At 33.4% G+C, this 22862-nt stretch carries 21 protein-coding genes and 3 tRNA genes; 10 read left to right on the top strand and 14 right to left on the bottom strand.

The genetic code is table 11. The features are described 5' to 3' along the window. The first annotated feature begins 256 nt into the window (after positions 1–256). The 3 genes from F0000_RS07830 (at position 257) to F0000_RS07820 (ending at position 3951) form a co-directional block, all read left to right on the top strand. Entirely contained in the window at positions 257–1258 is a 1002-nt protein-coding gene (locus F0000_RS07830; RefSeq protein WP_255452665.1) for a ThuA domain-containing protein, read from the top strand. Positions 1259–2017: 759 nt separating this feature from the next. Continuing rightward, the gene (locus F0000_RS07825) at positions 2018–2815 is read left to right on the top strand and encodes a DUF1080 domain-containing protein (protein ID WP_149624154.1); all 798 of its coding nucleotides are present in this window, start codon (positions 2018–2020) and stop codon (positions 2813–2815) included. A gap of 173 nt (positions 2816–2988) precedes the next feature. Continuing rightward, a complete protein-coding gene (locus F0000_RS07820; protein ID WP_149624153.1) occupies positions 2989–3951 on the top strand; it encodes a beta-agarase in 963 nt (320 codons plus the stop codon). A gap of 791 nt (positions 3952–4742) precedes the next feature. Here F0000_RS07820 and F0000_RS07815 read toward each other — a convergent pair. The 9 genes from F0000_RS07815 to F0000_RS07775 all read right to left on the bottom strand — a co-directional run bounded on the left by F0000_RS07815 (position 4743) and on the right by F0000_RS07775 (position 10450). Beyond that, entirely contained in the window at positions 4743–4925 is a 183-nt protein-coding gene (locus F0000_RS07815) for a hypothetical protein (RefSeq protein ID WP_149624152.1), read from the bottom strand. Positions 4926–5014: 89 nt separating this feature from the next. After that, positions 5015–5209: a hypothetical protein gene (locus F0000_RS07810; RefSeq protein WP_149624151.1), complete on the bottom strand. Its 195-nt coding sequence runs from the start codon at positions 5207–5209 to the stop codon at positions 5015–5017. Between the two features lie 405 nt (positions 5210–5614). Then, a complete protein-coding gene (locus F0000_RS07805; RefSeq protein WP_149624150.1) occupies positions 5615–6244 on the bottom strand; it encodes an NAD(P)H-dependent oxidoreductase in 630 nt (209 codons plus the stop codon). Positions 6245–6260: 16 nt separating this feature from the next. Then, the gene (locus F0000_RS07800) at positions 6261–6974 is read right to left on the bottom strand and encodes a pirin family protein (protein ID WP_149624159.1); all 714 of its coding nucleotides are present in this window, start codon (positions 6972–6974) and stop codon (positions 6261–6263) included. 257 nt (positions 6975–7231) lie between these two features. Further along, entirely contained in the window at positions 7232–8107 is an 876-nt protein-coding gene (locus tag F0000_RS07795) for an AraC family transcriptional regulator (protein ID WP_149624149.1), read from the bottom strand. Between the two features lie 230 nt (positions 8108–8337). Beyond that, a complete protein-coding gene (locus F0000_RS07790) occupies positions 8338–8790 on the bottom strand; it encodes a nuclear transport factor 2 family protein (protein WP_149624148.1) in 453 nt (150 codons plus the stop codon). 1283 nt (positions 8791–10073) lie between these two features. After that, a tRNA-Leu gene (locus tag F0000_RS07785) sits at positions 10074–10157 on the bottom strand. Positions 10158–10235: 78 nt separating this feature from the next. After that, positions 10236–10308 (bottom strand) — tRNA-Lys (locus F0000_RS07780). Positions 10309–10377: 69 nt separating this feature from the next. Next, a tRNA-Lys gene (locus F0000_RS07775) sits at positions 10378–10450 on the bottom strand. 134 nt (positions 10451–10584) lie between these two features. Here F0000_RS07775 and F0000_RS07770 point away from each other — a divergent pair. Further along, positions 10585–11106, top strand: coding sequence for a shikimate kinase (locus tag F0000_RS07770; protein ID WP_149624147.1), 522 nt, complete (start codon positions 10585–10587; stop codon positions 11104–11106). On the opposite strand, the gene F0000_RS07765 is transcribed toward F0000_RS07770, so the two are convergent. Both F0000_RS07765 and F0000_RS07760 read right to left on the bottom strand, forming a co-directional pair. Next, on the bottom strand, positions 11098–11598 hold the full coding sequence (locus F0000_RS07765) for a phosphoribosyltransferase family protein (RefSeq protein ID WP_149624146.1): 501 nt from the start codon (positions 11596–11598) through the stop codon (positions 11098–11100). The genes F0000_RS07770 and F0000_RS07765 overlap by 9 nt on opposite strands. A gap of 155 nt (positions 11599–11753) precedes the next feature. Then, the gene (locus F0000_RS07760) at positions 11754–12143 is read right to left on the bottom strand and encodes an RNA-binding S4 domain-containing protein (RefSeq protein WP_149624145.1); all 390 of its coding nucleotides are present in this window, start codon (positions 12141–12143) and stop codon (positions 11754–11756) included. A 90-nt stretch (positions 12144–12233) separates the two neighbouring features. Between F0000_RS07760 and F0000_RS07755 the strand changes: the two genes are divergently transcribed. Continuing rightward, positions 12234–13490, top strand: a complete 1257-nt coding sequence (locus tag F0000_RS07755; RefSeq protein ID WP_149624144.1) for an FKBP-type peptidyl-prolyl cis-trans isomerase — start codon at positions 12234–12236, stop codon at positions 13488–13490. Positions 13491–13561: 71 nt separating this feature from the next. On the opposite strand, the gene F0000_RS07750 is transcribed toward F0000_RS07755, so the two are convergent. The 3 genes from F0000_RS07750 to F0000_RS07740 all read right to left on the bottom strand — a co-directional run bounded on the left by F0000_RS07750 (position 13562) and on the right by F0000_RS07740 (position 16148). Then, on the bottom strand, positions 13562–14179 hold the full coding sequence (locus tag F0000_RS07750; RefSeq protein ID WP_149624143.1) for a porin family protein: 618 nt from the start codon (positions 14177–14179) through the stop codon (positions 13562–13564). Between the two features lie 159 nt (positions 14180–14338). Continuing rightward, positions 14339–15292, bottom strand: a complete 954-nt coding sequence (locus F0000_RS07745) for a transketolase family protein (protein WP_149624142.1) — start codon at positions 15290–15292, stop codon at positions 14339–14341. 10 nt (positions 15293–15302) lie between these two features. Then, positions 15303–16148: a transketolase gene (locus F0000_RS07740; RefSeq protein WP_149624141.1), complete on the bottom strand. Its 846-nt coding sequence runs from the start codon at positions 16146–16148 to the stop codon at positions 15303–15305. A 175-nt stretch (positions 16149–16323) separates the two neighbouring features. Between F0000_RS07740 and tgt the strand changes: the two genes are divergently transcribed. From tgt to dnaB, 5 genes are all read left to right on the top strand, one after another. Then, a complete protein-coding gene (gene tgt / locus F0000_RS07735) occupies positions 16324–17454 on the top strand; it encodes a tRNA guanosine(34) transglycosylase Tgt (protein ID WP_149624140.1) in 1131 nt (376 codons plus the stop codon). Position 17455: 1 nt separating this feature from the next. Beyond that, positions 17456–18532, top strand: a complete 1077-nt coding sequence (locus F0000_RS07730; RefSeq protein ID WP_149624139.1) for an LptF/LptG family permease — start codon at positions 17456–17458, stop codon at positions 18530–18532. Beyond that, complete coding sequence (locus F0000_RS07725; protein ID WP_149624138.1) at positions 18519–19433, top strand: DMT family transporter; 915 nt, start codon at positions 18519–18521, stop codon at positions 19431–19433. Before F0000_RS07730 ends, F0000_RS07725 begins: the two co-directional genes overlap by 14 nt. Positions 19434–19504: 71 nt before the next feature. Continuing rightward, entirely contained in the window at positions 19505–20458 is a 954-nt protein-coding gene (locus F0000_RS07720) for an acetyl-CoA carboxylase carboxyltransferase subunit alpha (RefSeq protein ID WP_149624137.1), read from the top strand. Positions 20459–20627: 169 nt separating this feature from the next. Next, complete coding sequence (dnaB, locus tag F0000_RS07715; RefSeq protein WP_149624136.1) at positions 20628–22172, top strand: replicative DNA helicase; 1545 nt, start codon at positions 20628–20630, stop codon at positions 22170–22172. Positions 22173–22862 lie beyond the last annotated feature (690 nt).

Genomic DNA, 22862 nt, shown 5'->3' with positions numbered 1-22862 from the left:
TTTGTAGGTTTGGTAAACCTTACCTATAATCTCTTTAGATATGAACAAGTAAGCAGGTTAGATGGGATAACTATGTCTAATTGGGAGATGTAAAAAACAACAAGTAGCTATAAAACAATAACTTACACAAAATCGAGTTGAAATGAAAAAATAACGATCATTTTTGAAAGTAAAAATATAGCAGAATAGATATAGAATATTTTTAAAAACCAATTAATAGAGGTCCCCTAAAGTTAAACTTATACTATGTATTCAGTTGTTACTGTCTTTTACAGTGCATGCGCAAAAGCCCTCAATACCTCTAAAAGCACTTATTCTGGATGGATCAAACAATCATTATGTATGGCCCAAAACTTCATTAATGATGAAAGACTATTTGGAAAAAACAGGGCTTTTTGAAGTGTCTATCGCTAGATTAGATACTATCTGGAAGGGATTTAAATATTTTCCGAATAGACCAGAGCCACATGATTTTTTTATTACAGAATTCCCTGTAGATTCAATACTAAGACCTGTCACCAAAGAGGCTTTAAAGACTACGGATTTTGAAATTGATTTTAAAAAATATGACCTAATTGTTTCAAATTTAGGAGCTTTTACTCCTGTGTGGTCTAACCGTATGAAAAGAGATTTCGAAAAATTCATGAAAGCAGGAGGAGGATTAGTGGTCATACATTCGGCTAACAATGCCTGGGGAGACTGGGAAGCATATAATACAATGATTGGGCTTGGAGCTTGGGGTAGGAGAGATGTTTCCTCAGGAGCATTTGTATATGTTGATGAAACTGGAGAGGTGCAAAAAGATTTTTCTCCCGGAGTATGTGGTTCTCATGGACAAGAACATGAATTCGTAATAACGAACCAACAACCCAATCATCCTATTCTAAAGGGGTTGCCAGAAAAATGGCTTCACGCAAAAGATGAACTTTATGACCGTATGAGAGGGCCGTTTGAGAATGCAACTATACTGGCTACCGCATATTCGGATGCTGAAATAAATAAGCAACCATACAAACCGGTGTTGCCAGGAACAGGAAAAAATGTACCAATACTGATGGTGATCGACTATGGTAAAGGTAGGATTTTTCATAGTACACTAGGGCATTTTGACTATTCTATGGAGTGTGTTGGGTTTATAACAACATTTCAACGAGGAGCCGAATGGGCTGCTACAGGTAAGGTTACTCAAAAAAAACCTCAAATTTTTCCGAAATTAAATGAATCAAAGTCAATAAAGTGGATTCTTGATAACGAATAAGTCTTGTGAGCTAAGCTGAAATATTCATAAAAAGAAAATTGAGTTCGGGTAATTAATAAATCTCTGAACCATATAATAAAGTAGATTAACTAGTAAAGCTAGATTACTTTTTTACAAATTGCAATATACATTTGCAAGTAGTTTTCTGTAATTGTTGTTCTTGTGTATCATGTACTTTTGTGGCGAATCTTACTATAATGTAGATCATTTCATAATTTTTATGTTTACAAGTCACACAACAGTTTTGGAAACACCTTTGTGATTACTGACTAATAAAGGCATTGTTAACGGATCAAGGCTAATATTGTTATAGTAAGCTATTAGCAGGTGCAAAATTAACCAACCCGGGTTTTGCTTTGATGCTTTCCTTGAGATTGTTTCGTTTCTTCAAAAACAGTTGTGTGTAGTGTGTATATAACTCATCTTGCTGTCAGAGTAGATACCGCGTTTTTTTCTTTTTTTCTTCTCCTGTTGAGTGTTCCTGATTTGAAATTTCCTTCTTTGGTGTATCTCTTATTTCTTTGTGAAAAGTGAATATTTAGGAAGTAAATTATGATGAAAATTGATTAAATGGAGCTGTTTTTTTTCAGAATCATAAATTTTAAAAATTAGTTAAAAATAAAAATAAAAAGGTATAATATTTTTCAATTGAAAAAAATGTTTAATTTTATGAAAAAATTATAAAGATTATCATAAAGTTACGAAATCGATATAGTTTTTGTGTTTTAATAATATTTAGGAGTAATAAATAAGACTAAAATGGGAAAGAAGAGCATAACTACTCTTGTTTTATTGGTATTGGTAACATTACTTACATTATCACTTACTAGAAAGAAAGAAGAAAAATGGGTTCCGATTTTTAACGGGAAAGATCTTACGAATTGGACTATCAAAGTTGCCGGACATAAAATTGGCCAAAATTATAAGAACACATTTCGTGTTGAAGATGGTATGCTCAAAGTGTCTTATGATGATTATAATAAGTTTGATAATGACTTTGCCCATATTTTTTATAACGAAAAACTTACGAACTATAGAATCAAAGTTGAATATAGATTTGTTGGAGATCAATTAGAAGGAGGTCCGTGGTGGGGTTTCTTAAATAGTGGAATCATGATTCATTGTGAATCCCCTGAAACAATGGAATTAGATCAGGCATTCCCAACGTCTATTGAAGCACAGTTGCTGTCAAGTGATAATGCTAAGGAAGAAAAATTTAAAGATAGACCCACAGGAAGTGTGTGTACGCCTGGCACGCATATTGTAATTAATAAAGAGCTGATTACAGAACATTGTACGTTATCAAATTCTAAGCCTTTTAAAAAAGGAGAATGGATAACCGCAGAAGTTGAAGTAAATGATGGCGTATTCAAACATTTTGCAAATGGAGAACTTGTACTAGAGTATTCCGATGCTATTTTAGACGAAAAAGATGCACACACAGCAAAACTTATAGCGGATGGAGCTTCAATAAAATTGACTTCTGGTTATGTAGCTTTACAAGGCGAAAGTCATCCTCTGGATATTAGAAAAATAGAACTCTTAAAACTCGATTAATACTTAGTATTTAGGTATCAAAAAAGGGAATGCTATACTAGATATTAGGTATTAAAATGATGGTGTATTAAAAAAATCTATTAGGTTTTTAGGTGTAATATGTATTCGTACAAGAAATAGTATTGAAATTTGTGCGACTAACTAAAATAATAACAAAAATATTCAAAAAAATTATGAAATTGTATAAATTTTTAGCTTGCTTCTTATGCGTAGCTTTACTGTCGTGTAGTTCTGATGATGATAATGACACGACTTCAGTAGATCCTCCAACCCCACCGGTAGTAGAGGATATTGATCTTGAAGCTCTTGATCCTAACCTACCTTCTTTTGTCTCTATAGATGATACAACCCCAGCCGACATGGAATGGGTTAAAGTAGAAGAAATGTCCGATGAATTTGATGTGTGGGATGATAGTAAATGGTTTAATTCGTTTTGGAATTATGGGAATACCCCCGTTTGGATGCGAAGTGAAAACTCTGGAGTAGAAGATGGTAAATTGTATATAAAAGCAACCTTGCGTGATGATCCGGAACGTTGGTTCCAAACTGCCAGAGTCCATTCGACAGCAAAGATAAGTTTCCCGATGTATACGGAGTGCAGTATGAAAACGGCTCACATATCTGCATTTAATACATTTTGGTTGAATAATGGAGATATCGACAATCGAGATGAAATAGATATTGTAGAAAATAACTCTAATCCAACGGCAGAATGTAGAGATCAATCAAATAAACCATCTGATTTCCCCTGGACACCATGGTTGTTCCCGACACAAATGAATTCTCAGTATTTTATTGCTGAAAATAGTATTACAGAAAGACACGAAGATAATTATGATACCAGATTTTTATCAGATAGAAATCCAAATAAGGGTAAAACCTGGAATGAAGCGTATCATATTATAGGTGCCTGGTGGATTGATGCGAGAACCGTTCAGTTTTATTTGAATGGAGAGCCGGCAGGAAAAGTAACAACACAACAGGATTTTACCAGAGAACTGGAGATTATTTGGGATTTATGGACTGGTCCTGAATGTTGGTTGGGAGGCTTACCAGAAAAAGAAGAATTGAATGATGATACGGTTAATACAATGCGTGTAGATTGGGTTCGTACCTGGAAGCTGGAGCCTAAATAGAAATCTTTTTTTCTTATCAAGAAACAATTAAAAAAACCAACAAAAGAAAGTAAAATGGTATGACTTTTACTTTATAATATTACACAGAGTCCCTAAGAAAAAAAGTTATCAAATTATACGCGATCGCCAGAATAAGTTCGATAATATAACCGCCATATCGGGCCCCATACGTATGGTGGTATGAGAGACGTACTCTCCTCTATTTTGAGGAGAGCCGTCTACTCATCGTAAAAAGTAGATTTTGTAATGTATACTTTGAAATAAATACACTTCGTTTTTTGTTGGCATTTAGTGCTAACGCTATGCTAGCATCAAGTCTGATTTAAAATTATTCATTCAATTTGTTATTTTTGTTTTAGAAATGATGCGCAACCGTATTTTATTACGTATCGACTAAGTTCGATATAGACTGAACCTAAGTTATTTTTTAACTCAAAATATTTTTCTTCACTTGCTTCGCTGACATCAGTAAAAAACAACAGATTTTTCCCGTAAACTACCTTGAGATAACCCTTAGAGTATTTGAATCTCGACTATCGAGTAAATTCAAAGGATAAAAAATGATGTTATACGATTTGTGATTAAAAAATTCGTATAAATTCATTGAATTATTTTTTCTTTATGCAAGGCAAAAAAATCAAGCATAGCTATAGCTACGGTTTATTTTTTAAACCAAGTAGAAAGGAAAAAGAAACGATGAATATGCGAAATTTTTAGTTATAAATCGTATTATATCTCGTTTACTTAATAGAAACAGGTAAAAGCACTATACAAATTGTTTAAACTTTTTATCATCTAGATGCCAGTTTTTCTAATCTTGATTGTAATTCAACAAGCTTTTTGTTCAATAACTTTACTTCTTGATTTTCTTTTTTAATTTTTTCTATTACAGATAGCTGAGAGTTTAATTTTTTCTCTTGCCGGATTGTATATAATGTTAGTTCTTCAATCTTTTGTAGTAGTTTTGAGTTCATTTCTCCAAGGGAGATTCTATTTTCTTTTACATCTTTGGCGCTAGGAATATCCTTTAAATGGCCTTTTTTCCGAATATAATTTTCAACATCTATAAGTGTGATGGTAATTTGTAATCAGTATAGAAGACGAAGTCAGACCAACCAGTTTCTACTACTATTTCTTTTGCTATGATTTTTCCATTTATTGCCAATTTCCATGAACCAGGGTTATCGGTTCCTGTCCTAACATTGCCACCTCTTGGGTTAATATAGGTGTTCCCTAAACTATAATGATTAAGATACATATCCTGCTCTTCCTGTGAGTTTAAGTGTAGATTTCTATTTGTTGTTGCTACAGAGGCATAATTTGTTATTCTCCCATTGCCTTCAACTTGTAGATACGCTTTCTAGCTTAAATTTGACCCATAGTAATGATAATTATCGTTCTCAATAGGTATAGACTGAGCATTCAATCCAAAATTTAATCCGATTAATGTGTATTGTTTTTGCATCTCAAAGAGTGTATATAGAAGTGTTTGGTCGTAAATACAGCAAAATCAAATTTTCATCAAAAATCTTTCAAATTATGAAAATCGCCTATTTCCGACCAGACACTTTCTGCAATAACTCTGATATTGTAATAAGAATAAGAGGAATAATTGAGCTTTTTCCAGTAAATTCATATGGAAAATGGTGTTATTTTCCCCAAATCAAATTGTTTGAAAAATAGTATCGGTTGATTTTCTGACTTTTTTTCCTTTTTGGGAAGCGTCTTCAGGACTACGATAACCAACAGCCAATAACACACAGGCATTTAATCCTTTCTCCTGTAGTCCTAATTTTTGATTGTACGCTTCCGGTTCAAATCCTTCCATGGGAGTGCAGTCAATTTGTAATTCTGCACAAGCATTCATTGCATTAGATAATCCAATGTATGTTTGCCTGGCTGTCCAATGTAACATTTCAGTCTCTGATTTCTCTTTGAGTTTTCCTTTAATAAAATCTCCATAGCCAGAAATTTCATCAATTTCTATTTCATTGATTTCTGATGTTAGTTGCATCAGGTCATCTATATCACTATCCGATACTTTTATGTAGTTACAGAATACAAATAGCTGAGAAGCATCTGTTATTTGTGATTGATTCCAGGATAATGATTTTAGTTCATCTCTTAATTCGGGATTTGCAACTTCCAAAACTTTGTAAGGTTGCAGGCCATAAGAGGAAGCGGATAATTGAACGCACTCCTTTATATACTCAATATTCTGTTGTGATACTTTTTTTGAAGCATCCATTTTCTTTGTGGCGTATCGCCATTTTAGATTCTTTATTAATTGCATATTATTTATTTTAAAATTAAAAACTCATTGGGACTTCCATTAATAATACCCGGGCAAAACCTGTAGCCGTTACGCTGATCGAATCTGTATTCCAAACTCCTATTCCATCTCTTTTTGATAAAGATTCCCCTTGTATTTCTACTTCTCCTTCAAGTATAAATGCATATATACCATTTCCGGGTTTTTGAAGTTTATACTCGTCTGATTTTCCAGCGTTAAATTTGCCAATATGAAACCAGGCATCTTGATGAATCCATACACCCTGGTCATCCTTGTTAGGAGATAGAATCTGATAGAATTCATTCGTTTTTTCAATGTCTCTTATAGAAATCTGGTCATAACGTGGTGTTACATTTTTGTCTTTAGGAAACACCCAGATTTGAAGAAACTTTACTTCCTTGTCTTTATTTTTGTTATATTCAGAGTGAGTAATCCCCGTTCCTGCACTCATTATCTGTACATCCCCTTCTTTGATAACAGTGACATTTCCCATACTGTCCTTATGTTCTAGGTCACCCTCCAAAGGAATTGAAATTATTTCCATATTGTCGTGCGGATGCGTTCCAAACCCCATACCTGCTTGTACGCGGTCGTCGTTTAAAACACGAAGTACACCAAAATTCATTCTTTCAGGGTTATGATAATTTGCAAAACTGAAAGTGTGGTGTGAGTTGAGCCAACCGTGATTTGCATTTCCTCTTGTTTCTGCTTTGTGAACTACTGTATTCATGGTATTAATATTTTTATTTGATACATGATTAAAGCTTGCTTTTTGCATAAATGAATCGTAGTTAGAATTTGCAGGATTGCTGATAGTTGCTTTAAGTATTTGAGAAGTTATAGTGCTAATAACTCCTGTGTATATTACTTTTTTTATAAATTCTTTACGTTTCATATATTTTGCTTTAAAAATATGATGCAAAGATGAGAAAGAGTAGAAAGCTGTGGAATATGATAAATAGGAAGAAGCTTATGAAAATCCGATATTTAGGACTTAATCTTGTTTTTTCTGAAATTTGAAGGAGAAGATTGGGTGCATTTCTTAAAAAAAGCACTGAAATTTGCAGGTTCATTAAAACCTAATTCATACCCTATTTCTTTATTTGAGGCATCTGTAAAATAGAGCAATCTTTTAGCTTCTATTATTATTCTGGATTGAATATATTCTTTGGCTGTTTTGCCTATTTTTGATTTGATTGTTCGGTTTAAGTGGTCTGGAGTAATATGAAGTGCTTTTGCATAGAATGAAGTAGCGTGTTCTTTTTTGTAATTTTTGTCTACCGCAGTTTTGAAAGCTCTAATCAAATTATAACCGCTTGCACCCATATCTATATCATTTGGGTTGATCTCACAAATATTATTACATTCTATTAGTAAGAGTTTTAAAAATGCACCAATAGATAAATTCTTCATTTTGGCATCACTATTAAATAATGCAAAAATTTGATTCGTAAAATTTTCTATGGCATCAAATTGTTCCTGATCAGGCAATAGAGGCGGGTTTTGATCATAGTTTTGAAACAGGTTTAATCCATCAATGAATGACATTGAAATAGAATTTTCAATCAAAAATTGATTTGAAAAAGTCATAACAAAACCTAATGATTTTTCAGATTCTAATAATTGATGTACTTGACCAGGTCCAACAAAGAAAATTTGCTTATTGGATAAGTTATATGACATGAAGTCAATTTTATGAAACCCTAGAGCCTTATTAATGATAAGAACTGTGTAGTAATTGTGTCTATGGGGCTCATCAAATTTTCCATTTCTCTTGGTATAAATGTCTTCCATTTTTGATATACCAAAGGTTGCGTTTTTCTTTTCAGAATTAATTTTTTGATATGTTTTGACTGTATTCATTTTGATTACCTACAATTTCTAAATGAACTTAGTATGGTGGTTGATTAAATTGCTCATGTTTCGATAGTGTGCGTATATAATTTGATTAATAGAATTCACAAAATTATTCAGTTCGTTTTTTCCAAAGCTAAGAAATTTTCTTTTCTATATTGCAATTATAAAGAAGGTGTGAAGGGAAGATTGTTATAAAATGAACTACCCCGATGGCTCTGCCTCGGGGTAGTTCATTTTTAGTGTTTTTCAGAATCATTGAATTGCCATAATACATTTACAACTTTCCATTTTTCATTCAGTTTTACTATGTGCATATAATCAATCCATTCATCTGCAATAAGTTTCACCGAAGCTGTTTTGTCAAAAACATCAAGTATTATAACTTCCTTTTTAGGATCTTTTGGAAATCTTTTGCCATCCTGATTATAAGTTTTTGAAAGTAAAATCATATAATCCGTAAAAGATTCTCTCAAATATTCTTTTCCAGTTTTTTTGTGCGTCCAAAAAGTCCTTTTAACCATTCTAGGATGTGCTGCTCTTTCAAATTGTTCAGGATTAGCATTGTGTTGCGATTCTATATAGTCCAAAGCAACTTGTCTAATATCCAAAGAGTCTTGTTTGGTTTGTCCCGTAACATAAAAAGTTGAAAGGAAAAGAAGTGATATCGAAAGAATTAAAGATTGTTTCATAATTATTTTTACAAATATTTCGTACTGTGCGTTTTTATTCAATTTTTACAAGAGTAATTAGTAATTATTTTTTTCTCTTCAAGTGATTTTATTTCACATTCAAAATTCGAACTTATTTTATCCATAATATTCGGCAGGAAGAAAATGATTTTACTCAAAGAAGATTCTCTATTCAGATTTGCAGAATGATAGTATTTCATTTGATGAATTATAGCATCTTTTTCCATATCAGTTAAGGATTGGAATGGGTCTTCTGTTTGGTAATCGTGGAAATTTGACAAATGAATAAATGCACAACCAAATCTATAAACACTTTGTGTTCATCCATTTAGATTGTTAGCTAAATCGACCATATTTTTGTCCGTAACATATTGTTTTTTATTATTACGGTTAATGAACGACCATCTTTCTCCATTGAGAGTTTTTTTGATAAAAGATTCTCTCCGATTTAAATCTGAAATATTTAGTAAGTAAATTACTCTTACCATAGAATCCAATTCTTGTCTTAGGATTGGGAAGCAATTACCATATCATACGATTTACGAATAAAAATTTCGCATCTAATGACATTCTTTTTCTACTATATTTTCTTCATAAAATGAAACAATAGCTATGGCTATTCTTTAATTTGATTCATCAATCTAACGAAAAATCCTTGCCATTATTTTTACGAAATTCTCACCCGTAAATCGTATAACCGATTATTAAACAATATTCGAAAAGATTTTTTGTTTTCAATTGATCTACTCCTAAGTATTTTACAAAATTTGTCCAGTGAATTCATTAGTATTGTGCTTAACAAGGATACATAGCACATGTGTCCTACACATCGCATACGTCTAATTTACAACATTTTAAAAAAAAATTAAGGGCAAATCCCCTTGATTTATTTCCTTTTGCCTTGATCTTTAGTTTTATGCAGACGAAGAAATTATTTCAAACTCATTAAAGGGAATAAATAGTAGTAATTTGCAGATTTGTTTTTGAAAAACCAGTAACCTTCATATAATATTTGCATACACACAACAATTAGGCTTGATTCTTTAGAAGCCATACAAAGTAGTAAGCTATATTATATCATTTGAAGAATACTATAAATTTTATGAAGAAATAAGGAGGTGGTGCTAGGTTAGTGAGGTAGTACTTATATCGCTTTAAGAGTTGCTAAAGTTCTCTTTTTCGAAATATATGGTAATTCGTGTAGGTTTAAATTATTTTTAGCAACTAAACTATACACTAAAAATATACCCCGTATATTTTATAGGGCTAAACAACAATAATTGTGCCCAGGATGGGAGTCGAACCCACACGCCCTAATGGACACATGGCCCTCAACCATGCCTGTCTACCAATTCCAGCACCTGGGCAAAATAAAGATGCTTGTTTGCAATATACTGTAAAACTAAAAAAGTACCACAGGATAATTGTGATACTTTTTTGTTTAGTGACCGGGCTGGGGCTCGAACCCAGGACCCTCTCCTTAAAAGGGAGATGCTCTACCAACTGAGCTACCAGGTCATTGATACATCAATTTATCAAATATTTTTATGAACGCCATAATTATTATCATTATAATAATTATTGTTGTGACCGGGCTGGGGCTCGAACCCAGGACCCTCTCCTTAAAAGGGAGATGCTCTACCAACTGAGCTACCAGGTCATACATTCTTTTTCCTTGAATGCGGGTGCAAATATACTATCAATAATTTATTTTTCAAGAAGAATTTAATATAAATTTACATTTTATTTTGAAAGCCTTATTTTTTGGGTAGTAATAGTCTTAATTTTTGTTGTATGAATATTATTTTATTGGGGTATATGGGATGTGGTAAATCATCTATTGGTAAGGAGTTAGCTTCAGAATTAGATATGAAATATCTGGATTTGGATGATTATCTTGAAACCCAAGAAGAAAAATCAATCAAAAAGATTTTTGAGGATAAAGGAGAGATATATTTTAGAAAAAAAGAATCAGAATACCTCAAAAAAGTACTTAATGAATCTGTAAACACTATAATTTCATTGGGCGGAGGTACTCCATGCTTTGCTGGAAATATAGAATTAATTAAAGAAAATGTACATTGCAAAAGTATCTACCTAAAAACATCATTAGATGAATTAGTTGATAGATTATTTGTAGAAAGACATGCACGACCACTTATTGCACATATAGATAAAAAACCTGATCTTAAAGATTTTATCAGAAAACACCTCTTCGAACGTTCTTTTTATTATAATCAGGCTGAGTATGTAGTTTCTACTGATAGTAAAACAGTTAATCAGATTGCACAAGAAATTAAGAATGTCTTACTCTAAGATAGCAATATCCCTGTCTCCAAAGGTAACAGTCACATGTTCATGAGAGGATGTCGAAAGCGAAATTCCTTTAAAATCGGCCTTGATAGGATATTTTTTATGATTTCGATTTACCAATACCACGGTTTTAAAACGTGTAAGTGGTACATCCAGAAAGTGCTTTACACCATAAATCAATGCTGTTCCCGAATTTAGTACATCATCTACTAATATAAGAGCTTTGTTCTCATATGTTGAGGGAGAGAGCGAAGTCTTTACTGTGTTTTGGGGGGAGGGTTTATCCATAGTAACCTTGCATAACGTAACAATAATTCCAGAAATATCCTCTAGAATTACTTTTAAGCGTTGTGCAAGAATAAAACCATTCTCTGCAATACCAGCAAGAATGACCTCTTTTTCATCAACATTGGTTTCATAAATCTGATACGCCATCCTTTTGATTTTATGTTGAATCTGCTCGTGAGTAAGAATGATATTATCTTTAGCCTGCATAAATTATTTTAGTTATATACTAGTTAATTAATTTCAAATATAAAAAAGAGTTTGGTATACAATCCTATAAGAAATCAAATTATAATAGTTTTCTGTAGTTTCTAAAAAAAACAAAACATAGACTAACAGATGTTGCGTAAGCGTTTTATAGATTGTTATTCTTCACTATCATTGTCATTAGGATCTTCAAACCAATCATCAATTTCTCTTCGATCCTTTTTGGTAGGTCTGCCTGTTCCTTTTTTTCGGTAGTAATCTTTGGAATAATTTAGAAGATCTAGTTTTTGCAACGCTTCTTTGGGAGTAACGTCTTTACGATAGATGTCGACTAGTTTGGCTCCTAGCCGGCTCTTGGGAGTATCTAAAACTATGAGTTCATAGTTTATTTGATTTTTTCTAACGGTAACCTTATCTGTAGGGTAAACTTCGCGAGATGGTTTTATTAAATCTCCATTCACCCTTATTTTGCCGTCTTTGCAAGCCTTTGTAGCAATGCTTCGGGTTTTGAAATATCGAATACACCATAAATATTTATCAACTCTCATAAAAAATGGAAAAAAGGAGTTTTATCTCTAATAATAGTAAAACAAAAGTACAAGAAAATTGTATCTTGCACCTTCAAAAAAGTAAAATAGATGAATGTAAGAAAATATATATATGCCCTGATAGTGGTTATGGCATTTTTATATGCGTGTAATAATGATGATGATGATGATGGGGTTGAAAGAGTGCCTCCCAGAGATTTTGCTGAACAGCAGGCTAATGAAGACCCATTAATACAAGAGTATCTTAAAAAACATTTTTTCAATTTGGTAGATAATGATGCGAATCCTGATTATCCGATAGTGGAGATTGATACGATTGCGGGAGTGAATAGTGAGCAAACTTCTATATGGGACTCTGGTCTTTTGACTACCAAAGTGATTACTAGATTCGAAGTTGATTATACATTATACATTTTGAATTTGACGAAAAATCAAGATGGAGTGATGGATGGAATTTCAGTTGGAGCCGGAGAGCGCAAGCCTACCTTTGCAGACTCTACCTTTGTTACGTACAGAGGAGAACAGTTTTATGAAAATCAAGACGATGATGGAGATGGGATTCCCAATGCAGCAGATGTAGACGCAGATGGAGATGGTGCAGCAGATGTGGATACCGTAGAAGGTGAAGAAGTAACTCGCGAAGATGAGGATGAGGATGGAATTGCTGATTTTGCAGATGTAGATACCAATCCAGATGAGCCGGATTCTGATGGAGATGGAGTTATTGATGATAAAGACACAATAGATAATAATGATCCAGACAGACGTGTCTTTGATAGTGCTGTAAATCCTATATGGTTTGATCAGGTCAATGTGATTGAGGGATGGAGAGAGGCCTTAGTTGGTTTTAAAGGAGCGTCTAATTTTTCTATGCCAGATGTAAATGGTGATGGAACCATAAACTATAATACCGATTTTGGTAATCTGGTTGTTTTTATACCTTCTGGATTAGCATATTTTAATGCTCCTCCTTCTGGTACAGGAATAGGTTTTTATAAATCATTGATATTTAATATTCAGTTGTATGGAGTGAATGAAGCTGATCATGATAATGATGGTATCCCTTCATATTTAGAAGATTTAGATAATGACCGATTGGTAGTGGATGATAATACAGATAGTGATGTTAGACCTAATTATCTTGATATAGATGATGATGGAGATGGAACCAGAACAGTGAATGAGGATTTAGAACCGGATACAGATCTAACAGTAGATAGAGATGGGGATGGAGATCCTACTAATGATATAGGAGATGGAGATCCTGCTAACGACGATACAGATGGAGATGGTATTCCTAATTATCTGGATCCAGATGATAAAGGTTCTAGAAATGATACAAATTAATCATTAACTTATAAAAATAAAAAACTCCGACTAATCATCGGAGTTTTCATTTTTATAAGCTATTACAAAGATTATAAATCCAACCCTAAGCTCAGTATAAATTGATTAGGTCTGGAATCCACTCTGATACTTTGCCCTATATTGTCATCGATGGATTGAGCTTGATTCTCGCTCAGCCCGCGTTCATAGCGTACATCAGCATTAAGACGCCCTAACTGTAATCCTATACCAAATTGTAGACCGACAGTAAACTCGTTTTTTACATCTCCTAATCTCACATCATCGAGCTCGTTGTTTACAATATATTGTAAAGAAGGACCTCCAAAAACATGTAAGGGACCAAAAACAGAGACTCCTACCAGAATTGGTAAATCTAACTTCTTGATATCGTAATCCAGTTTTGAGTTATTTACCTCATAAGAGCTATTATTTTGTGTATACTGCAATTCAGGCTTGATATATAGATTATCCGTAATATTTCCTCTAAGATAGACTCCGATATGATAGCCTACTCTATCATTCGCATTTTCAGACAATAAATTCTCTCCCGAGTTGGTGATATCAGTAAACTCAATTTTACCATTGTCTCCATAGTTAAGGCCTGCTTTTACTCCAAAATTAACCCTTTTATTCTGAGCAATCATTGCACAAGAATTGAATAAGATCAAAAAAATTAAAACATTTTTCATTTTAAATGATTTTTTAAAAGATGAATAAATAATTATACTTTTTTTGGTTGTTGTCAGTGTTTTTTATAACGGAATATGAATGTATTTATTCTAAAGCATAAAAAAAAGCCCCTTGTGTTTTAATACAAGGGCTTTTTATAGACTTAAAATTCTATTTGATTATTTTCTTTGTATAACCTTTTGGGCTGCAGCTGTAATCGCTTTTGCGTTTAATCCGTATTTCTCCATTAATTGCGCTGGTGTTCCGCTTTCCCCAAAGGTATCATTCGTGGCAATAAACTCTTGTGGTGTAGGGTGGTGTAAACTTAATACTCGGGAAACACTTTCTCCTAATCCTCCTAAAAAGTTATGCTCTTCTGCAGTTACAATACACCCTGTTTTTTTTACAGAATGTAAGATAGCTTCGTCATCCAGTGGTTTTATAGTATGTATATTAATTACTTCAGCACTAATACCTTTTTCTTGTAGAGTTTCGGCAGCAATAAGAGCCTCCCATACTAAGTGTCCTGTAGCTACAATAGTAACATCAGTACCTTCTTGAAGAAGAATGGCTTTGCCTATTTCAAATTTTTGATCTTCAGGAGTAAAGTTGGCTACTTTAGGTCTTCCAAAACGTAAATATACAGGACCTTCATACGCTGCGATTGCAAGCGTAGCAGCTTTTGTTTGATTATAGTCACAAGGGTTAATCACAACCATACCAGGTAACATTTTCATTAAGCCGATATCTTCCAGTATTTGGTGTGTAGCACCATCCTCACCTAAGGTAATCCCTGCGTGAGAAGCACAAATCTTCACATTCTTTCCGCTGTAGGCAATAGATTGACGGATTTGATCATAAACACGACCTGTAGAAAAGTTGGCAAATGTACCTGTAAAAGGAATTTTGCCACCAATTGTCATACCAGCAGCAATTCCCATCATATTAGCTTCTGCAATTCCAATCTGAAAGAAACGCTCTGGATTATTAGCAATAAAAGCATCCATTTTTAAAGAACCAATAAGATCTGCACACAATGCAACAACATTTTCATTAGTCTTTCCAAGTTCTTCAAGACCGACACCAAAACCTGAACGTGTATCTTTTTTTCCTGTATCTATATATTTTTTCATCTTTTCTAATTTAATAATCTCCTAAAGTTTCCGGGTTTTGTGCCAAACCTATTTCTAATTGCTCATCACTAGGAGCTTTACCATGCCAGGCGTGTGTGTGCATCATAAAATCTACGCCATTACCCATAACAGTATGCATTAATATACACACAGGTTTTCCTTTACCCGTTCTGCTTTTTGCTTCTTTAAGACCTTCTATAACAGCAGTAATATTATTTCCTTCTTTAATTTCCATAACATCCCAGCCAAAAGCTTCAAACTTTGCGCGAAGACTTCCTAAAGGCAGAACATCATCTGTAGATCCATCAATTTGCTGACCATTAAGGTCTATTGTAGAGATTAAGTTATCTACTTTTTTCCCAGCAGCATACATAGCAGCCTCCCAGATTTGACCTTCTTGTAATTCTCCATCTCCATGAAGGCTATACACAAGATGAGTATCATTATTAAGTTTTTTTGCTTGTGCTGCTCCAATAGCTACAGACATTCCTTGACCCAAAGAACCAGAAGCAATACGTATCCCAGGCAGTCCTTCATGGGTTGTCGGATGACCCTGAAGTCTACTATTAATTAATCTAAAGGTATTTAGTTCTTCAACCGGAAAATATCCGCTTCGGGCTAATACGCTATAAAAAACAGGAGAAATATGACCATTAGATAAGAAGAAAAGGTCTTCTTCAATTCCATTCATATCAAAACCATCTTTTCTTTCCAGAATTTCTTGATATAGTGCAACGAAAAATTCTGTGCACCCTAGAGAGCCTCCCGGATGTCCTGAGTTTACTTTGTGTACCTGGCGCAAGATATCCCTACGCACTTGAGTAACAAAATCTTCTAATTGTTGTGTTTTTGGCATTGCGATGCTAATTAACTTAATGATTAAGGCGCAAAAATACAGGTTTTGATTACGGTGGCAAAATGTCTGAAGACCTTTTAATGAATATATAAAGGTAATAACAAAGCTTTTTCAAAAGCTTTCATTTAGGGAAGTGGTTTTATTAATTATCTTTGCGCTCTACGAAAAATAAAATATGCAATTCGACTTATTATCTACTGATTCTCAAAGTAAAGCCAGAGCAGGAAAAATTACAACTGATCATGGAGTGATTGAGACTCCCATTTTTATGCCCGTCGGTACTGTAGGGACTGTAAAAGGAGTTCATCAAAGAGAGCTTAAAAACGATATTAATCCTGATATTATTCTAGGAAATACATATCATTTGTATCTAAGACCACAGACTCCGATATTAGAGAAAGCTGGTGGATTACATAAGTTTATGAATTGGGATCGAAATATTCTTACAGATAGTGGCGGATATCAGGTGTACTCTTTGTCAGCAAACCGAAAGATTAAAGAAGAAGGTGTTAAATTCAAGTCTCATATAGACGGCTCTTATCATGTTTTTACTCCAGAAAATGTAATGGAAATACAAAGAACAATCGGAGCTGATATTATTATGGCTTTTGATGAGTGTACTCCATACCCCTGTGATTATAATTATGCCAAAAGAAGTATGCATATGACGCATAGGTGGTTAGATCGATGTATGCAACATTTGGATAAAATACCTGTTAAGTATGGATATGATCAGACTTTTTTTCCAATTGTACAAGGAAGCACATACAAGGACCTTAGAAAACAATCCGCAGAATATATTGCAAATGCAGGAGCGCTGGGGAATGCCATTGGTGGTCTTTCGGTTGGAGAACCAGCAGAAGAGATGTATGCAATGACAGAAGTAGTAACAGAAATTTTGCCAGAAGATAAGCCCAGATACTTAATGGGAGTAGGTACTCCTATTAATATATTAGAAAATATTGCATTAGGTATTGATATGTTTGATTGTGTGATGCCAACCCGCAATGCCCGCAATGGGATGCTTTTTACAGCTCATGGAACGATAAATATGAAAAATAAAAAATGGGAAGATGATTTTTCGCCTATTGACGAAATGGGGATTACCTATGTAGATACTGAGTATTCTAAAGCATATTTAAAACATCTTTTTTCTGTAAATGAATTGTTGGGAAAACAAATAGCAACAATACATAATCTAGGTTTTTATTTATGGTTGGTTAGAGAAGCAAGAAAACATATCTTAGCTGGAGATTTTTACCCGTGGAAAAATAAGATGGTTAAACAAATGGATAAAAGATTATAATTTGAAAATATTAGATTGGTACATACTCAAAAGATATTTGGGAACATTTTTTACAATGATTCTTCTGTTTATCCCAATAGGTATTATTGTAGATCTCTCAGAAAAGATTGACAATATTTTAGAACATAAAGTTCCGTTTGGAGCAGTGGTTACATACTATCTGGATTTTACAGTTTATTTTGCGAACCTGTTGTTTCCACTTTTTGTTTTTCTTTCTGTTATTTGGTTTACATCTAAGTTGGCAAATAAAACTGAAATCATTGCTTTCTTAAGTTCTGGAGTGTCATTCTGGAGATTTTTGAGGCCCTATATGATTGGTGCAATACTGATTTGTTTAGGTGCTTTAGCAATGGGATTATTTTTGGCTCCCAGAGCAAGTCAGGGGTTTAATGAGTTTAAATATTCTTACCTGAAAAAAGGAAAAAAAGTACAGGAAACCAGAAATGTATACAGACAATTGAATGATAGTATATTCTTATATGCTAATGATTTTAAACCGCTTAAGAAATCAGCAACTAATTTTACGTTAGAATATTTTGACGGAAATAAACTTGTGACCAAAATTTCGGCAAGAAAGATAACTTTTATAGAAAAGGATAGTCTGTATGAATTAAGTAATTTTGTAAAAAGAACCATACTGGAGGATAAAGATATTATCGAAAAAGCTAAAAAAAAAGATACAGTGCTTCCGTTTAATATAGACGAATTTACTTCTGTGAGTTATGTGGCAGAGACACTTAATTATATGGAATTGAGTAAGTTTATAAAAAAAGAAAGCAAAAGAGGATCTTCTGATATCAACCGATATAAGGTCGTTGCATATAAACGTTGGAGTATCCCAATTTCAGCATTTATTTTGACAGTGATAGGTGTTGCTGTGTCTTCAATGAAAAGAAGAGGAGGAATGGGGATTAATCTTGCAGTAGGAATTTCATTAGCATTTATTTTTATATTTTTTGATAAAGTATTGGGAACATTAGCTAATCAGTCAGATTTTCCGCCCTTAGTCGCAGTTTGGTTTCCCAACGTAACTTTTGGTATGTTGGCTATTTATCTATTGTATAATGCCAAGCGTTAAGTTTCAGAATTATTTACATTTACACTTTATAGTATTTGTATGGGGATTTACGGCTATTCTTGGTGAATTAATAGCTATTGATGCATTACCACTTGTTTGGTATAGGATGTTAATGGCATCGGGATTCATTTATATATTCGTAAGATTAAAGAGAGTTTCCCTTGTAATATCAAAAAGACTTCTAATTACATTATGCATCGCCGGAGCAATAATATCATTGCATTGGATTACTTTTTTTGCTGCCATTAAAGTTGCGAATGTGTCAATTACACTGGCAGTGCTATCTACAGGGGCATTTTTTACTTCTATTTTGGAACCTATATTTTATAAACGCAGGCTTATTTGGTATGAGGTTGTTTTTGGGATGATGGTAATTGTAGGATTGTATATTATCTTTAATGTAGAAGGAGATTACTTTTTAGGAATTATATATGCAATTTGTTCTGCTTTCTTATCTTCTGTGTTTTCACTTATCAATGGTAAAATTGCCCAACAATACAATTCATCCATGATTTCTTTTTATGAACTATTAAGTGGTGTAGGTTTTATAACCATCTATTTATTAGGGAGTACAATTTTTGGGAGTGAAAGTCAAGGGTTTTCAGTATCTTTTTTTCAGTTATCTCTTTCTGATTGGGGGTATTTACTCATTTTAGCATCCGTCTGTACTGCCTATGCCTTTATTGCTTCGGTACAAGTGATGAAGTATTTAAGTCCTTATACAGTAATGCTTACGATTAATTTAGAACCTGTTTATGGGATTGTACTGGCATTTTTAATTTTTGGAGACTCAGAAAAAATGAACCCTGGATTTTATTACGGAGCGCTTATTATACTTGCTACAGTTATACTCAATGGGATTTTTAAAAATATAAAAAAAATAAAAAGACAAAGATCTTAATAGTACTTTACCAAGTAAAGTTTTTTATATTTGTCGGCTAACCCTAGTAACAATAAAATATATTCTTTGATATGGAATATTTAGAATTTGAACTTCCTATAAAAGAGCTTGAAGAACAGTTTGAGAAAGCATGTGCTATTGGTGAAGAAAGTGATGTAGATGTTACAGACACATGCAAGCAAATTGAGAAGAAGCTAAATGAGACCAAAAAAGATATTTATAAGAATTTAACAGCTTGGCAGCGTGTACAGTTATCAAGGCATCCCTCTAGACCCTATACTCTGGATTACATAAATGCTATTTGTGGGGATTCGTTTTTAGAATTACACGGGGATCGCACGGTTAAGGACGACAAAGCTATGATCGGTGGTCTGGGAAAGATAGGTGATCAGAGTTTTATGTTTATCGGTCAACAAAAAGGAAATAATACGAAGACCAGGCAGTATCGTAATTTTGGAATGGCAAATCCAGAAGGCTATAGGAAAGCATTAAGGCTAATGAAGAGTGCTGAGAAGTTTGGAATTCCAGTAGTTAGTTTTATAGATACGCCAGGCGCATATCCTGGATTAGAAGCAGAAGAAAGGGGACAAGGCGAAGCAATAGCAAGAAATATTTTAGAAATGACACGCCTTAAAGTGCCAGTTATAGTGATTATTATTGGTGAAGGTGCCAGTGGTGGTGCATTAGGAATCGGTGTGGGTGATAAAGTGTTAATGCTTGAGAATGCTTGGTATTCTGTAATATCTCCAGAAAATTGCTCTTCTATATTATGGAGAAGTTGGGAACAAAAAGAAATTGCTGCAGAAGCATTAAAACTAACAGCCAAGGATAGTGTTAAACTTAAAGTGGTTGATGAAATAATAAGAGAACCTCTTGGTGGTGCTCATAGTGACCGGGAAAAAACATTTAAAACAGTACGAGACAAAATTTTAACATCTTTTGATGCCTTAAAAAACTTATCACCAGAAGATCTGGTAGAAAATCGTATGAATAAATATGCAGATATGGGAGTGTTTAAAGGATAATCCCTAAAAAATCACCTACTACCTAAATCTGAAGTTTACGACTTCAGATTTTTTTTGTACTTATTAACAATAATATTAAGTTATCAACAGCTCGTTTGTTGAAGACTGGTGAACATTCATTACCTTTATAGGAGGTTCACCTCTATACAATTTTTTTACATTCGTAATCATGGAAAAAGTAAAGCAATCTCAACAAGTAAATTATGATCGGGGGAACGTAATTTCGCTTGAAAAAGGGAAAATACCTCCTCAAGCAACTGATTTAGAGGAAGTTGTGTTAGGAGCGATGATGATTGATAAAAAGGGAGTAGACGAAATTATCGATATTCTGAACCCTGATGTTTTTTATAGAGAGTCTCATAAGTTTATTTTTGAAGCTATTTATAAACTCTTTGAAAATTCAGAACCTATTGACTTATTAACCGTTTCTAGTCAATTAAAGAAAGATGGGAAATTAGAAATTGCCGGTGGGGAATATTATCTAATACAATTGACTCAAAAGGTAGCTTCTTCTGCACATATAGAGTTTCATGCTCGTATAATTTTGCAAAAATATATACAGCGAAGTCTGATAAAAATATCCAATGAGATTATTGAAGAGTCTTATGATGAAACAACAGATGTTTTTGATTTATTGGATATGGCAGAATCCCGATTATACGAAGTAACTCAGGGTAATATCAAAAGATCTACAGAAACTGCTCAGAATTTAGTTATTCAGGCAAAGAAAAAAATACAGGAGATATCCAATCAAGAAGGAATGAGTGGAGTGCCTTCTGGTTTTGATAAGTTGGATAAACTGACTTCTGGCTGGCAACCAAGTGATTTGATTATTGTAGCAGCTCGTCCTGGTATGGGTAAAACAGCGTTGACCTTGTCGATGGCTCGAAACATGTCAGTGGGAGCAAATATACCCGTAGCCTTTTTCTCTCTGGAGATGTCTTCTGTACAGTTAATTACCCGTTTGATTTCTTCAGAAACGGGTCTTTCTTCAGAAAAACTAAGAACGGGAAAATTGGAGAAACATGAATGGGAGCAACTTAATGTAAAAGTAAAAGATTTAGAAAAAGCACCACTTTTTATAGACGATACTCCTTCGTTGTCAATTTTTGATTTAAGAGCTAAAGCGCGCCGTCTTGCTTCTCAGCACGGAATACGAATGATAGTTATAGATTATCTTCAATTGATGACTGCAGGAGGAAGTGGTAAGAATGGAAATCGTGAGCAAGAAATCTCCACAATATCCCGTAACCTGAAAGCTTTGGCAAAAGAACTAAATATACCTGTAATAGCTTTATCTCAGTTATCTCGTGCAGTAGAGACCAGAGGTGGCAGTAAAAGACCATTACTAAGTGACCTTAGGGAATCCGGAGCAATAGAGCAGGATGCAGATATTGTTGCGTTCATATTTAGACCAGAGTATTATAAGATTGATGAATGGGATGATGAAGAACGATCACCTACACAAGGGCAAGGAGAATTCATAGTGGCTAAGCACCGTAATGGAGGATTAGAAAATATTAGGTTAAAATTTATTGGTCATCTGGGTAAATTTGACAATTTAGACGATTTTAGTACTCCTTTTGAGTTTCATTCCAAAATGAATGAAGGTGATGAGGATGATCCATTTATAACTAAGAATCTTCCTAGTGCAGATGAAGCTTTTGGCAGTAGCATAAATGATTCAAATGATGAAGATGATGTTCCTTTTTAAAAAAAACATTATTAGAGCAAGTTGTTTTTAGTTGAAATTCACAGCAATTGGCTACACTTATTTTACAGGAATTTTTTGCTTTAACTAGTTTTGCAGCTTGTTATTTTAATAATGAACTCATCTTGACTTTTCTATTTCCTAAAAAATGACTGAAATTCGTCCATATTTCGTTACTTTTTCGTCTGTAGTGCTACTGTAGACTACAAAAAGTGCCTCATCTGCTCAAATTTTAACTTATTTCCGGTTAAACATAAAAAGTCAAGATAGTTCAACCTCTTTTAAATCAAAGGACTTTATAGCCTTGCTTGTTATATGATTTAAAAGGTCTATGTCGTTTTTTTTTAACAAAGAATATTAGAGTATAACAAAAAAGTAATTAACAAGTAGCGTCAAAAGTAGGTTTTAAATATATCAGTTTGTAGTGTGTTTATGTTATTGATAATTAGTAGTTAATGAGGTTTGGTGCTGCCGAATGAAATCATATAAATGTAAGGTACCATGCTACTGTTTAATTATTGAACCATCGAATTGGGAAATATTAGGTTAAAATTTATTGGTCACTTAAGTAAATTTGATAAATTAGACAAATTTAGTACTCCATATTGAGTTTTATTCTTGCTAGTCATAAAATATTGATAGTATTGATACGTATCGTATTTTTGTTTGTAAGAAGCACTTTTACTTTAGATA

The organism is Aquimarina sp. RZ0, from assembly GCF_008370685.1.
Classification (GTDB): Bacteria; Bacteroidota; Bacteroidia; order Flavobacteriales; family Flavobacteriaceae; genus Aquimarina.
This window is presented reverse-complemented; position numbering and strand designations above follow the sequence as displayed.